Below are 14,598 nucleotides of genomic sequence, written 5' to 3' on the forward strand. Positions count from 1 at the left end.
GGAGTACTATGTCTAAAGGATTATTGATTGTATTGTCCGGTCCTTCCGGGGTGGGAAAAGGAACCGTTTGTACGGCGCTTCGCAGCCGGGTTCCGGAATTGGTGTATTCGGTGTCGGCAACGACACGGTCGCCGCGGCTCGGTGAGGTAAATGGTGTGAACTATTTTTTCAAAAGTCGCGAGCAATTCATGGATATGATTGACAATGATCAGCTGCTTGAATATGCGGAATACGTCGGGAACTATTATGGGACCCCGCGTGATTTTGTGGAAGAAACATTAGCCACTGGCAAGGATATTATACTGGAGATCGAAGTGCAGGGTGCACTAAAGGTGAAGGAGAAGTTTCCGGATGGTATCTTTGTGTTTCTCATGCCGCCGTCGCTGGATGAATTGAAAGACCGAATCCAGGGCCGGGGAACAGAGAGTCAGGCTACAATCGACCATCGTATGTCCGTAGCTGTTGACGAAATCAATCTGCTGCAGCATTATGATTATGCGGTAGTGAATGATGAAATCAATCTCGCTTGTAAGAGAATAGAATCTATCATTATAGCCGAACATTGTAAGGTGAGAAAGTAAGCTGTCTGTCTGTTCATAGACGGCATAAACTTTCAAGTAAAATAAGAAGAGGTGCTTCGACTGTGTTATATCCATCCATTGATGAAATGATGAATAAGGTAGACAGTAAATATTCTCTTGTGGTTGCGGCTTCCCGCCGTGCACGCCAATTGCGTGAAGGAGAAGTTAGCGAGTTGAAACATCCGAAATCTCATAAGTATGTCGGTGTCGCTCTGGAAGAGATCTACGGCGATTACGTGAAGATTGAGAAGGGCCAGGACTAGGACTTTTTCCGACATTTGAATACAACAGCGTTAGCGCGCAAAAATGTGACAACCGAAAGGTTGTTATTTTTTTGACAAGATATGATAGTGTAACTTTCAGACCAATCGAAAGCGGGGGATTGTCATGTTGAACGGAAAAGTCATCGTACTTGGCGTTACAGGTGGCATTGCCGCGTATAAAGCAGCGACTTTATGCAGCAGGCTTGTCCAGAGGGGAGCGGATGTGCACGTCATTATGACGGAATCGGCGAAGCAGTTCATTCCGGAATTAACGCTGCAGACTCTGACCAAAAACCCGGTTTATAGCGATACTTTTGATGAGAGGGACCCGTCGGTAGTCTCGCATATCCACTTGGCCGACTTGGCCGATCTGGTGCTGATCGCTCCAGCAACTGCGAATGTTATTGGTAAAATGGCGCACGGCCTGGCAGACGACATGCTGACCACAACGCTGCTTGCGACCACTGCACCCGTCATGATCTCACCGGCGATGAATGTGCATATGTACACGCATCCGGCCGTTATGGCGAATATGGAGACGCTGGTTTCCCGCGGAGTGGCCATGATTGAACCCGGAGAAGGTCTTCTGGCATGCGGATATGTCGGAAAGGGACGGATGGAAGAGCCGGATACGATCGTTGACGTGGTTGAACGGTTTTTCAATGATCAAGCATCTCAGCTGGAAGAGGTGAGCGTGAGCACGGGAAGCGAGTCTCTTGGCCCATTGCAAGGCAAAAAAGTGGTTGTCACGGCTGGGGGTACGGTAGAGCGTATCGATCCGGTCCGTTATATCACGAATGATTCTTCCGGAAAAATGGGGTTTGCGATTGCTAAAGCTGCCCAAATGCTGGGAGCGGATGTTCACCTCATTGCCGCCCACACGGATGAAGCTCCGCCTGAGGGAATCTCCACGGAAAAGGTGGAATCGGCTCAGGAGATGTACGAAGCGGTGCTTCGCGTGTTTGAGAACAGTGATATCGTTGTTAAGGCGGCAGCTGTCGCTGATTATCGCCCGGCGGAAATTGCAGCGTCCAAGATCAAGAAGCGCGGCGAGACCATGACGCTTGAGCTTGTAAAAACAACGGACATTCTGGAGAGTCTGGGGCGCCGGAAAATCTCGCAATTCTTGATCGGGTTTGCCGCAGAGACGGATAGCGTGGAGCAGTTTGCCCAAGAGAAGCTGAAGCGTAAAAACTGCGATCTGATCGTTGCCAACGATGTTACGCAGGAGGGCGCGGGATTTGGCACGGATACCAACAGCGTTCATATCTTTGACGCAGAGGGGCTGGTATTGCAGCTTCCCGTAATGTCCAAGGAGGAAGTGGCCCTGAGGCTCTTAACGCTGGCGGCGGAGCGGTTACCCGGGAGGTTATCCTAATGGAAATGGCCCGTGTAATTGTGGACGTGCCGTCCAAGGATACGGACCGGCCTTTTGATTATTTGATCCCGGAGGATCTGCGCCCCTGGATTGAGGTAGGAAGCCGTGTCGGAGTGCCCTTTGGACACCGTACGCTGCAGGGTTTCGTGGTTTCTCTGCATCCGCGTCCCGAGATGGATACGGCCAAAATGAAGCCGATTCAGGAAGTGCTCGATGTGATGCCGCCTCTTTCTCCTGAACTTATTGAGGTCGGGGAATGGATGAAGGAGCGCTATGCTTGCCGTCATATATCTGCTCTCCAATCGATGCTGCCAACGGCGCTGAAAGGAAAAGCGGAGCGCTATATTTCCCTTGCCCATTCTGATATGGACATGGACAGCACAGAGGAAGCGGACGGACTATTTGCTCTCCTGCCCGAGAGTGAGCTGGAGCAGCAGATCATCCGGTTTGTCGGTCAGAAGGGCGAGGTGTCGCTTCAGCAGTTATCCCGGGCGTTTCCGGATGGGGCTGCAACGATAAAAGCGCTGATCGGCCGAGGACGGCTCAGCGAATTTCAGCAGATCAAGGATAAACTGCAGAAAAAAACGATGAAGGCGATAGAGCTTGCCGTTTCGAGCGAGGAAGCGAGCACGGCTTTAGCGTCTTTTCCGGCGAAGGCTCAGCGTCAGAAGGAAGTGCTCCAATATATTTTGGAGATGGAGGACTTTCTGCCGATATCGCAAAAGGATCTGCTGCAGACGCTTGGCGTCACAGCGGGTACCGTCAAAGCGCTTGCTGACAAAGGGCTGATTACCCTTGAAGATGTCGAAGTGTTTCGCGACCCATACAGAGGGCGGAACTTCACGCCGAGCACCCCATTGGCGCTCACGCAGGAGCAGCAGGTGGTGTACCGCAGCATCGTGAATAAGCTTGACGAACGTGAGCATGGCGTATTTCTGCTGCATGGGGTTACAGGCAGCGGCAAGACGGAAATCTACCTGCAGACCATTCAGCGCTGCCTGGAACAGGAGCGTCAGGCGATTGTTCTGGTTCCGGAAATATCGCTCACCCCGCAAATGGTGGAACGATTCAAAGCCCGCTTTGGCGACCGCGTGGCCGTCATGCACAGTCGGCTTTCGGACGGTGAACGCTATGATGAATGGCGCAAAATAAGGGAAGGCCGCGCCTCTGTAGTTGTGGGTGCCCGATCGGCGGTGTTTGCGCCGTTTGATCGCCTAGGTCTGATCATTATGGATGAAGAGCATGAAACATCATATAAACAGGAAGAAACACCGAAGTACCATGCCAGGGACGTTGCGATTCACCGGGCCTCGCTGACCGGCGCTGCCGTCATTTTAGGCTCTGCAACGCCTTCGCTTGAGAGCTATCATGCGGCAAAATCGCAGGCGCAGGATCATTTTGCGCCGCAGCTGCTGGAGATGCCAAGCCGCGCGCTGGGGAACCGGCTGCCGGAGGTGCAGATCGTGGATATGCGGGAGGAGCTGCGTGATGGAAACCGCTCTATGTTTAGCCGTTCCCTGCATGCAGCGATTACAACGCGGCTTGAACGCGGAGAACAGACGGTACTGCTTCTGAATCGGCGGGGCTACTCTACGTTTGTGATGTGCCGGAGCTGCGGATATGTGGCAGGTTGTCCGGAATGCGATATCTCGCTGACCTATCATCAGAAATCGAACAATCTGCGCTGCCATTATTGCGGTTATGCGGCACAGGCACCAGAGGTGTGTCCGGATTGCGGAAGCGAGCATATACGCTATTTCGGTACGGGCACACAGCGCGTCGAGGAAGAATTGGCCAAGCTGTTTCCCGGGATACGCGTCATTCGAATGGATGTGGACACGACCACAGAGAAGGGCTCCCACGAGAAGCTGCTTAAGCAATTTCGAGATAAAAAGGGAGACGTCCTCCTCGGCACCCAGATGGTCGCCAAAGGACTGGATTTCCCGGATGTTACCTTAGTCGGTGTCATTACAGCCGATTCGGCGCTGAACCTGCCCGATTTCCGGGCTGCCGAGAAGACGTTCCAGCTTCTCACTCAGGTTGCCGGACGTGCCGGGCGCCATCAGTTGCCTGGTGAAGTGGTCATCCAGTCGTATACTCCGGAACATTATTCGATCATTCACGCGAGCAGCCATGATTATTTATCCTTCGTCAAGGACGAACTGAAGCACCGCAAGGCGCTCCACTACCCGCCGTATTGCAGGCTGATACTGGTGACGCTGTCCCATGAGCAGCTGCCGCTGCTGGTTAGAATGGCGGAGAATTTTGCCGCTGCCATAAAAAGCGAATCCGACCGGCGAGGATGGTTCGGAAGCCTGGACCGGTTTGACGCGAGCGCGCTCGATATACTGGGTCCCGTGGCTTCGCCAATTCCGCGGTTAAAAAATAGATACAGATTTCAATGTATGATAAAATGGCGGGGAACGATGGATGCCGTCTCGCTGGTGCGTTTGGTTGCCGAGAAGCTTCAGGATTCGGCGCGGGACAGCAAACTCCAAATCAGTATTGACGTTGATCCGCAAATGTTAATGTAATACCGCATATAATGATGAAAAGCACAAGGATGGTGTCGTATACATGGCGATTCGAATTATCGTTAAAGAACCGGATGAGGTTCTTCACAAGAAGGCAAAGGAAGTTACCAAAATCACGCCGAACGTACAAAAGCTGCTGGATGACATGGCAGATACGATGTACGATGCAGATGGCGTGGGGCTGGCTGCGCCGCAGGTCGGCATATTGAAGCGTCTGATCGTCATTGATGCTGGCGACGAGCACGGTCTCATCAAGATGATCAATCCAGAGATTGTGGAGAGCGAAGGCGAGCAATTCGGACCGGAAGGCTGTCTTAGCATACCGGGATGGAACGGGGATGTGCGCCGCGCGGAGAAAGTGACGGTTAAAGGGCTTGATCGTGAAGGCAATGAACTCATCGTTACGGGTACGGGGCTGCTTGCACGTGCGTTTCAGCATGAAATTGATCATCTGAACGGGGTGCTGTTTACAGAAATCGCTGATCGGGTGTACGAATATGTTCCGGAACAGCCAAGAAAAGAGCTGGAGAACCGATGAAGATCGTATTTATGGGCACCCCGGCCTTTGCAGTACCCAGCCTGGAAATGTTGATTGTCGAAGGTTATTCCATAGCGGCCGTGGTTACGCAGCCAGATCGTCCGCAAGGGCGTAAAAAAGTGCTGACACCGACGCCGGTGAAGGAAGCCGCGCTTCGCCATGGTATCCCGGTTCTGCAGCCCCAGCGCCTGCGGAGCCCGGAAGCTGTGGCTGAACTGGCGGAATATAAGCCGGATCTAATCGTAACGGCCGCTTATGGTCAAATCCTGCCGAAATCGGTGCTGGACATGCCATCGCTGGGCTGTCTGAATGTACACGGATCGCTGCTCCCCGCTTACCGGGGAGGAGCACCAATCCAGCGCAGCATCATCAATGGAGAAGCGGTAACAGGCATTACGCTCATGTATATGGCAGAGGGTCTTGATACGGGCGACATGATTGCCAAGGCCGAAGTTCCCATTGAAGAAACCGATACGGCCGGAACCATGTTCGAGAAGCTGAGCCAAGCAGGCGCGAAGCTGCTTCAGCAGGAGCTTCCGCGTTTGGTGAAGGGCAAGGTGGATGCTGAGCCTCAGGACGAGGCGAAGGCAACGTATGCACCGAATTTGACCCGGGATGATGAGAAGATTGATTGGAGCCGCAGCTCCCGTGAAATTTATAATCAAATCCGTGGTCTTGTTCCGTATTCCGGCGGATTTACGCTATGGAACGGGGAAGTATTTAAGGTATGGGCAGCGGCCAATCCGAGCAGCGCTCAAGTGGTATCCAGCGAAGCTCAGCCCGGAACGGTCCTTGGACTTCACGAAGAGGGCATCGTTGTGAAGACCGGTGACGGCTCACTTACTTTGCTTACCGTCCAGCCTAGCGGCAAGAAGGCGATGGATGCTGCCCAATTCGTGCGCGGGACAAGCCTGGCGGTCGGGACGGTGCTGACGTGAGCGGTAACCGTAACCCGAAGGGACGTCAGGAATCCCCGCGGGAGCTAGCGATGAATGTACTGACACAGGTGGAGCAGGAGGGAGCGTACAGCAATCTCCTGCTCAACTCGGCTCTGCAGAAGGCCTCGCTATCCAAGAGTGATGCAGGCCTTGCTACGGAGCTGATCTACGGCACAATATCGAGGCTGAACACCCTCGATTATTTTTTGGACAGGTATGTCAACAAAGGGGTCGCCAAGCTTCAGCCCTGGGTAAGAGCGCTGCTTCGAATGAGTCTGTATCAGGTCGTATATCTGGATCGGATTCCAGATCATGCGGTTGTCAGTGAGGCTGTTAATCTGGCGAAGCGCCGCGGGCATCAAGGGATCTCCGGCATGGTGAACGGGGTGCTTCGGAATATTCTGCGTCAGAAGGCAGACCTGACAATCCCTGAGGACATGCCTGCTGCCCGGCGGATCTCTCTCCTGCATTCTCATCCGCAGTGGCTGGTTGAGCGATGGATTGCCCAGTACGGAACCGAGGCGACAGAGGCAATCTGTGCCGCAAACAATGAACCGCCGGCTGTCAGCGTCAGAGTCAACACAACGATGATCAGCCGTGAGGAGATGTTGAAGCTGATGGGCAGCCACGGCCTGGATGCGACACCTTCGCCCCTCAGTCCCTATGGGATTGTAGTTAAAGGCGCAGGAAATATGGCGCTGACCGATTGGTACCGGGATGGGCTGATCTCCATCCAGGATGAGAGCTCAATGCTGGTCGCTGAAGCCATTCAGCCTGAGCCGGGTATGCGGGTTCTGGATTGCTGTGCGGCTCCTGGCGGCAAAAGCGCCCACATGGGCGAACTGATGAAGGATGAAGGCTCCATTATTGCCAACGACATTCATACCCACAAAGGCAAGCTGATATCGGACCAGGCAAGCCGCCTGGGACTGGACAGCATTATGACCGTGACTGGGGATGCGCTGGATTTGGCCGATCGCTTCGAGCCTGCGTCTTTTGACCGAATTTTGCTGGATGCTCCCTGCTCGGGGCTTGGTGTGATCCGGCGCAAGCCCGATTTGAAGTGGGGCAAGTCAGAGGAGGACATCGCTGAGATTGCCGCGCTGCAGTTAAGGCTGCTGGAGTCGGTATCTTCCCTGCTTCGTCCAGGCGGAATCCTGGTATACAGCACGTGTACCATGGAACCGCTGGAGAACGAAGGCGTGGTATCTGCTTTTCTGGAAGGCCATGCGGAGTTTGCCATCGCGGACGATGGTCTTGGGAGTCTGAGCCGCCTGGAGGAGAAATCCCTTCTGCGAGGAGGCGGAGTTCAGATTCTGCCCCAACACTATCATAGTGACGGCTTCTACATTGCAAGAATCAGCAGACAGTCCTCTTAGGGCGTCCTGCTGTTATGACTATAGTCGTATCCCGCCAGTGCCGGCGGGTTTTCCTCTTTTACCGTCTCTTTTATTTATGTTAGAATAGGAAGAATGAAAAAAGAGATGCATATGAATGTAATAGCGGGATTTCAGGAGAATGTTTCCGAATATCCTCTAAATTAGACAGGTGTGGTGAGAATGAAACCTTTTATATACGATTATTCACTGGAAGAACTACAAGCATGGGCTCAAGAGAATGGAGAGCCGGCGTTTCGCGGAACCCAGATCTATGACTGGCTGTACGTGAAGCGGGTAAATGACTTCGAGGAAATGACGAATTTGTCCAAGGAGCTCCGCGGCAAGCTGGAGCAGCAGTTCAGCTTCGTTACGTTGTCCGAAATCACCAAGCTCGAATCCAAGGACGGAACGGTCAAGTTCCTGTTCGGCCTGCATGATGACCATGCCATCGAGACGGTCATTATGAAGCATAACTACGGTAACAGCATTTGCGTTACGACACAGGTGGGCTGCCGTATCGGATGTACGTTCTGTGCATCCACCTTGGGAGGCTTGAAGCGGAATCTGACCTCCGGCGAGATCGTGGCCCAAGTGGTTCAGGCGCAGAAGATTCTCGATAAAACGGGAGAGCGTGTCAGCAGCATCGTGATCATGGGTTCAGGCGAGCCGTTCGAGAACTATGAGGCAACCATGAAGTTTCTGCGCACGATGATCCATGAAAAAGGGCTGAATATCGGCCAGCGCCACATCACCGTTTCGACGAGTGGCATTGTGCCTAACATTTATAAATTCACAGAAGAGAATACCCAGATTAATCTGGCCATCTCCATTCATGCACCGAACGATAAACTGCGCTCGAAGCTGATGCCGGTCAACCGTCGTTTTCCGTTTGATGATGTGATTGAATCGCTTCGTCATTATCAGGCGAAAACCGGACGGCGCATTACGTTTGAGTATGCGCTGATCGGTGGGGTGAACGATCAGGTTGAACATGCCGAAGAGCTTGCGGACGTCATCAAGGACATGAACTGCTTTGTCAATCTGATTCCGGTTAATCACGTGCCGGAGCGGAAATATGTTCGCACATCGCGAAACGACATTTTCAAATTTCAGCGTGCGTTAGCAGACAAGGGGGTCAACGTGACCATCCGTCGTGAACAAGGCCATGATATCGCTGCCGCTTGCGGTCAGCTGCGGGCCAAGCATATGGAGTTGAGGTGAGAACATTTGATCAAGACGGTTCATGTAAGCCATGTGGGACGTGTTCGTCCTGTTAATGAAGATTCGGTATTTGTTAGCACACTGGAGCATGGCTACACCTTAGGTGTGGTTGCTGACGGTATGGGAGGTCATCTTGCAGGTGACACCGCCAGCAGGCTTGCGGTAGACACCGTAGCCGAGGATTTGTCCTCACTGGAGCAGGACATGTCCATGGAAAGTATTCGGGCTGCGCTGGGGGATGCCATTTTGCATGCTAACGCAGTTATCTATCGGGAAGCCTCGTCTGATGAGCGGCTTCACAATATGGGAACGACAATTGTAGCGGTGCTGCTGCGAGGATCCGAGGGTTATATCGGACATATCGGGGATAGTCGGGCCTACAAAATCATTCCCGGACAAGTGATTCGACTCACGGATGATCACACACTGGTCAATGAGCTTTATAAAAGTGGTCAGATTACGGAAGATCAACTGGAAACCCATCCCCGGAAAAATGTATTAAGCCGGGCGCTTGGAACGGATGTGGATGTGACGGTTGAGCTTACACCGGTTACGATAGGAGAAAGCGAAGTGCTGCTTCTCTGCAGTGACGGGCTAAGCAACCGGGTCAGCCGTGAACTGATTGGACAAATTTCGGGTTCACTTGACCTTCCTCTGGAAGAAAGAGCGGATCGCCTGCTTCAACTGGCACTTCTCGCTGGCGGTGAGGACAACATTACTGTCGCAATGTTTGAACATCATGAAGAGGTTGACGGGCAACGTATAAAGGGGTGGGATTCATGATCGGACATGAATTGGCTGGTCGTTATAAGATTATTGAACGCATCGGTGGCGGTGGCATGGCGCTGGTCTACAAGGCTCAGGATATTTTGCTGAACCGAAACGTAGCGATCAAAGTGCTGCGCCAGCAGTTTGTGCACGACGAGGAATTTATTCGCCGTTTCCGGCGCGAGGCACAATCAGCGGCTTCGTTGTCGCATTCCAATGTGGTCAGCATCTATGATGTGGGCCAGGAGGAAGAAGTGCATTACATCGTCATGGAATATATCGAAGGCCAGAACTTGAATGAAATCATTAAAGAACGGGCGCCGCTGCAGGTGGAAGAAGCCGTGCGGATTGCTACCCAGATTTGTGATGCACTGGGGCATGCCCATCATAATCAGATCATACACAGGGATATCAAACCGCATAACATTCTGATTGGCCGCAATGGGAGGGTCAAAGTAACCGACTTTGGGATTGCCAGAGCGGTCACGTCGACAACGATTACGCAAACAGGCTCCGTTGTGGGCTCTGTGCATTATTTCTCACCGGAGCACGCCAAGGGCGTCGTGACCGGAGAGAAATCGGATTTATACTCGCTTGGTATCGTGTTATACCAGATGCTTACTGCCCGTCTTCCTTTTCTGGGCGAGAGCCCGATTAGTGTTGCTCTGAAGCATCTCCAGGAGGAATTTGATGAGCCGAGAGAGGTCAATCCGCTTATCCCTCAAAGCGTGGAGAACATTATTCTGAAATCCATGCGCAAAAATCCGGAGGAGCGCTACCAGTCTGCGGAAGAGATGATGGACGACCTAGAGACGTGTTTGCACCCGATGCGTCTCAATGAACCGAAGATGGAGTTTGAGGAAGATGCCGATTCAACCCTGGTCATGCCGGCACTCAAAACGATGCAGCGCAGTCAGCATGATGACCCGGACGATGATGCGGACAATGAGGAATATGAGGAAAAGCCCACCGGTAAACCGAAGAAAAAATGGGTCAAGCCGACCATTATCATCGGATCGGTACTCCTGTTCCTGGGTATCATGGCTGGTGTTGTCATGTATGTGAACAACATGCTGGAGGTACCGGAGGTTAAGGTTCCTCAGGTTGTAGGCATGACGGAAGAGGAAGCGATTCGCGAGCTCGAGGCGAGCGGTTTGACGGTGGATGAGGAAGTCCTCCGGGAATATAAACCGAATGTCGATGAAGGCATTGTTTTTGCGCAGAACAAGGAAGCAGAGACCATGCTGAAGAAGGGTTCTCCGGTTCAATTGTCGGTTGGGGATAAGAAGCCGCTCGAAAAAATGCCGGATCTCTCGGGCAAGACGTTTGATGAGGCCGTTGCCGAGTTGAAAGAGATGGGAGTCAAACCAATCTCCATTAAACAATCTTCGCAGAAAAATGATGATGTCGCGGAGGGTCTGATCTTTAAACAAAGTCCGGATTTTGAAACAGAATTCAATCCCGATGAGGTGGAAATCACCTTAACGGTAAGCGAGGGCAAAAATTTGGTCTCTATGCCGGGCGTGGTTGGTTTAGAGCAGGAGAACGCCGTCAATATTTTGAAGTCGAATGGTTTTAAGATTGGGCCAATTAAAGAGAGATCCAGCTTTGAAGTGAAGAAGGGCATCGTAATAGAGCAGTGGCCGCATGAGGCCAATCAACAAGTTGCACCAGGCGCCGAAATCACGCTGTTCGTCAGCTCCGGCTATCCATCGGATGCACTTGAATATAATTACAGCGTGCCGGTATCACCTAGCATGGAGGGCCAAGAAAGCAAGATTCGTGTGGTCTTTACCGATGCATTGGGAGAAAACCAGGAAGTCGTGAACAAGGTCATTACGACGTCGGAAATGGTGCCTGTCAAGCTGCTGCTGGCACCGAACAAGGATGCCACGGTGATGATATTCCGTGATGGCCGCCAGGTGGATACGTACAGCGTAAGTTACAGCGACGTCAAGAACGGAACCGTGCCGCAGCCGACCTTTGAAGAGCCGCCTGCTCCGCCTGATGTGCCGGTCGACACCAATCCGGACGAAGGCAACGGGGAAGAGGGTAACAATGGCGAAGACGATGCAGCCAATCATTGGGAATCCGGCAATAATGGCAACGGCAAGGGTCGAGGCAACAAGGATAATGATTAGGACACAAGTCATGAGAACACTAAAATTTCAACAAGAAAGGTGAGGCCTATTATATGCTTGAGGGATTGATCGTGAAGGCACTAAGCGGATATTACTATGTCAAACCACTGCAAGACGGCAACATTATATCCGGGGAGGACCCAGCGGTTCAATGCAGAGCCCGCGGCATTTTCAAAAAGAAAGGCATCTCTCCGCTCGTTGGAGATCACGTTATGTACTCACTGACTGAGAATGGGGAAGGGACCGTGGAAGAAATTCTTCCACGGTCTTCCCAATTAATTCGCCCGCCTGTCGCTAATGTCGACTTGGCGGTGCTGTTGTTTTCGGTTAAAGAACCGGACCTGAGCTTGCACCTGCTGGACAAGTTCCTGGTACATATTGAGCATGCCGGTCTTGAAGCGTTGATCTGTTTGACGAAGCAGGATCTTGCGGATGCCTCGGACGATATACTGGAGCAGGTCAAGCGCCAGTACGAGCAAATAGGCTACGTAAGTGATGATTACCAGCTCGGTCGAAGGTACAGGCACCGAACAGGTAAAGGATCGCTTGGCGGGCCATATTAGCGTATTCTCCGGTCAATCCGGTGTCGGGAAGTCGTCTTTGCTTAATGCGCTGATGCCCGGCCTCACGCTGGAGACCAGTGAAATCAGTTTGCGTCTTGGCCGGGGTCGGCATACGACGCGTCATGTCGAGCTGATCGAGCTTGATAACGGCGGGTACGTTGCCGATACACCGGGCTTTAGCCAATTGGACTTTTTGGAGCTGGGCGTCGAGGAGCTTTCGACCTGTTTCAGGGAGTTTGCTCTTTATGCCGACAACTGCAAATTCAGAGGCTGCAGTCATCTGCATGAGCCGGGCTGCCGGGTGATTCAAGCCAAAGAGGATGGAATCATTCTAGCCAGCCGCTACGAGCATTATGTGGAGTTTTTTGCAGAAATGAAAGACAAGAAGCGGAGGTACTGAAACTATGATAAAAATTGCCCCATCCATACTGTCAGCTGATTTTGCCAAGCTGGGACAAGAAATTAAGGATGCCGAGGCCGGCGGAGCCGATTGGATTCATGTGGACGTGATGGACGGTCACTTCGTGCCTAATATTACGCTGGGTCCGCCTATCGTCCAAGCGATCAGACCGCACACGAGCCTGACGCTTGACGTGCATCTGATGATCGAGCAGCCGGAGCTTTATATAGCGGATTTCGTAAAGGCAGGAGCTGACCTGATTACGGTTCATGCCGAGACCTGTCCGCATCTTCATCGTGTGATCCATCTTATTAAGGAGCATGGCGTAAAGGCAGGCGTTGCGATCAATCCGGCCACGCCGGCCCATGTGCTGCAGGAGGTGCTTCCTGATTTGGATCTGGTGCTGGTCATGACTGTAAACCCTGGATTTGGCGGACAAGCTTTTATCGAGCGGACCGTTAACAAGATATCACAGCTCCGTGAATGGATTTCAAGCTCTGACTTCCCCAATATCCATATTGAAGTGGATGGAGGCATTACAGCGGAGACAGCGCCCCTTGTGGTGGAAGCAGGAGCTGATGTCCTGGTGGCGGGAAGCGCGGTATTCGGCAAGCCGGATCGCGCAGCAGCCATCGCAAATATTCGAAACAGCGTAACATCTTGACCGGAACGTGAGCAAGGGATGCATAGGGCGGGGTTTTCCCGCATAAATATGGTTACATGAGCAGGGTTCTCATGTAGCCTTTTTTGTCTGTGTTCACATCTATGGGCTTGGTGCATAACATAATCTAGGAAGGCATGAGAATGATGGGGAGGGTGAGACATGAAATTCTATACGTTCAAGCTGCCGAAGTTTCTGGGAGGTTTTGTGAAGGCGATCTTAAATACGTTTCACAAGAGCTGACAGCTTGTCCCGGCGTAACAAAACCTCCGCCCGGGACTGGCACCGCCTTGCCGGTTCTAGGGAAAGAGGCAAGAACACTCCGATCCGCGCATGGAGGAGATACCGCATCTCGTGCGGAAGTTTCTCTTGCGGTATAAGTAAGCCAAGCGCGATGTCTCCTTCGCTTTCTTATATCAAAAGAAGAGTGTCTAGCGACGTACTTATCGAAGACAGACCGCGTTCGACCGGAAGTTTTCTTGCGATATAAGAAAGCGGGAGTTTTGCTCGTTCATTTTTCTTATATCTAAATAAAAAAAGCACCTGCTATCCGCTCAAGGTGCTTTTTGTTTAGGAGAAGAATATGTATCTAAACGCAAGAAAAACTTCCTTGTCCCGGATAGCCCACAAACGGTGCCTGGAGATTAAGAAGTTTTTCTTCATATAACACGAGATGATTATACGCGAGTCACTTTACCGGATTTCAAAGCACGAGTGCTGACGTATACACGTTTTGGCTTGCCATCCACCAAAATGCGAACCTTTTGAACGTTGACACCCCAAGAACGCTTGTTGTGATTGTTAGCGTGAGAAACGTGGTTACCACTGCTTGGTTTCTTGCCAGTTACATAACATTTGCGAGCCATTCATTACACCTCCTTGTACCTAACCCTGCATAAAACAATACTTAAATATAATATCACAGTAAAAATTGCTCCGTCAACTATCCTAAAAACATTTATTTCTCTTTCTTCTTATAGTACAATGTTGATTAGTCCATAATATTTCCGAAGAAATATATTGTGGGCTAGTCGGCATGGCTCTCAAGATGCTTGGGAACGCCGGCAGACGTAGAGGACGAGAGGGTAGCCCATCAAGATGTTATGATCGATTTAATCATGGCAAGTCTATTATTTACCGTTTGGGCATTTCGTCAGCTATAAGCTATGAAATAGATAATGAAATTTACGAAAAGAAGTGTTATGGGTATCAAGCCAGGAAGGGGAATTCTCA

At 51.7% G+C, this 14,598-nt stretch carries 13 protein-coding genes and 1 pseudogene; 13 read left to right on the forward strand and 1 reads right to left on the reverse strand.

Features of this window, described 5'->3' with window-relative positions:
* Positions 1 to 8 precede the first annotated feature (8 nt).
* The 13 genes and pseudogenes from gmk (at position 9) to spoVM (ending at position 13,608) form a co-directional block, all read left to right on the forward strand.
* On the forward strand, positions 9 to 581 hold the full coding sequence (gene gmk, locus PVOR_RS10895) for a guanylate kinase (RefSeq protein WP_006209219.1): 573 nt from the start codon (positions 9 to 11) through the stop codon (positions 579 to 581).
* 62 nt (positions 582 to 643) lie between these two features.
* On the forward strand, positions 644 to 844 hold the full coding sequence (rpoZ, locus tag PVOR_RS10900) for a DNA-directed RNA polymerase subunit omega (RefSeq protein WP_006209220.1): 201 nt from the start codon (positions 644 to 646) through the stop codon (positions 842 to 844).
* A gap of 124 nt (positions 845 to 968) precedes the next feature.
* Entirely contained in the window at positions 969 to 2,222 is a 1,254-nt protein-coding gene (gene coaBC, locus PVOR_RS10905) for a bifunctional phosphopantothenoylcysteine decarboxylase/phosphopantothenate--cysteine ligase CoaBC (RefSeq protein WP_006209221.1), read from the forward strand.
* Entirely contained in the window at positions 2,222 to 4,756 is a 2,535-nt protein-coding gene (priA, locus tag PVOR_RS10910; RefSeq protein WP_006209222.1) for a primosomal protein N', read from the forward strand. The genes coaBC and priA overlap by 1 nt, the downstream gene beginning before the upstream one ends.
* A gap of 43 nt (positions 4,757 to 4,799) precedes the next feature.
* Positions 4,800 to 5,294 carry a peptide deformylase gene (gene def / locus PVOR_RS10915; RefSeq protein WP_006209223.1) on the forward strand — a complete coding sequence of 165 codons (495 nt, stop codon included), beginning with the start codon at positions 4,800 to 4,802 and terminating at the stop codon, positions 5,292 to 5,294.
* Entirely contained in the window at positions 5,291 to 6,232 is a 942-nt protein-coding gene (fmt, locus tag PVOR_RS10920) for a methionyl-tRNA formyltransferase (protein ID WP_006209224.1), read from the forward strand. The genes def and fmt overlap by 4 nt, the downstream gene beginning before the upstream one ends.
* Before the next feature lie 50 nt (positions 6,233 to 6,282).
* Complete coding sequence (gene rsmB, locus PVOR_RS10925; RefSeq protein WP_036637001.1) at positions 6,283 to 7,611, forward strand: 16S rRNA (cytosine(967)-C(5))-methyltransferase RsmB; 1,329 nt, start codon at positions 6,283 to 6,285, stop codon at positions 7,609 to 7,611.
* A gap of 180 nt (positions 7,612 to 7,791) precedes the next feature.
* Positions 7,792 to 8,832, forward strand: a complete 1,041-nt coding sequence (gene rlmN / locus PVOR_RS10930) for a 23S rRNA (adenine(2503)-C(2))-methyltransferase RlmN (RefSeq protein ID WP_006209226.1) — start codon at positions 7,792 to 7,794, stop codon at positions 8,830 to 8,832.
* 6 nt (positions 8,833 to 8,838) lie between these two features.
* Positions 8,839 to 9,615 (forward strand): Stp1/IreP family PP2C-type Ser/Thr phosphatase, encoded by a 777-nt coding sequence (locus tag PVOR_RS10935; protein ID WP_006209227.1) that lies wholly within the window; start codon positions 8,839 to 8,841, stop codon positions 9,613 to 9,615.
* A complete protein-coding gene (gene pknB / locus PVOR_RS10940; RefSeq protein WP_006209228.1) occupies positions 9,612 to 11,741 on the forward strand; it encodes a Stk1 family PASTA domain-containing Ser/Thr kinase in 2,130 nt (709 codons plus the stop codon). Before PVOR_RS10935 ends, pknB begins: the two co-directional genes overlap by 4 nt.
* A 53-nt stretch (positions 11,742 to 11,794) precedes the next feature.
* Positions 11,795 to 12,704, forward strand: a pseudogene (gene rsgA, locus PVOR_RS10945) (ribosome small subunit-dependent GTPase A).
* A gap of 4 nt (positions 12,705 to 12,708) precedes the next feature.
* The gene (gene rpe, locus PVOR_RS10950; protein WP_006209229.1) at positions 12,709 to 13,368 is read left to right on the forward strand and encodes a ribulose-phosphate 3-epimerase; all 660 of its coding nucleotides are present in this window, start codon (positions 12,709 to 12,711) and stop codon (positions 13,366 to 13,368) included.
* Between the two features lie 159 nt (positions 13,369 to 13,527).
* On the forward strand, positions 13,528 to 13,608 hold the full coding sequence (gene spoVM, locus PVOR_RS10955; protein WP_034273235.1) for a stage V sporulation protein SpoVM: 81 nt from the start codon (positions 13,528 to 13,530) through the stop codon (positions 13,606 to 13,608).
* Positions 13,609 to 14,042: 434 nt separating this feature from the next.
* Here the strand turns inward: spoVM and rpmB are convergent, their stop codons facing one another.
* Complete coding sequence (rpmB, locus tag PVOR_RS10960; protein ID WP_006209230.1) at positions 14,043 to 14,231, reverse strand: 50S ribosomal protein L28; 189 nt, start codon at positions 14,229 to 14,231, stop codon at positions 14,043 to 14,045.
* Between the last annotated feature and the right edge of the window lie 367 nt (positions 14,232 to 14,598).

It is taken from the genome of Paenibacillus vortex V453 (assembly GCF_000193415.1).
Classification (GTDB): Bacteria; Bacillota; Bacilli; order Paenibacillales; family Paenibacillaceae; genus Paenibacillus_AQ; species Paenibacillus_AQ glucanolyticus.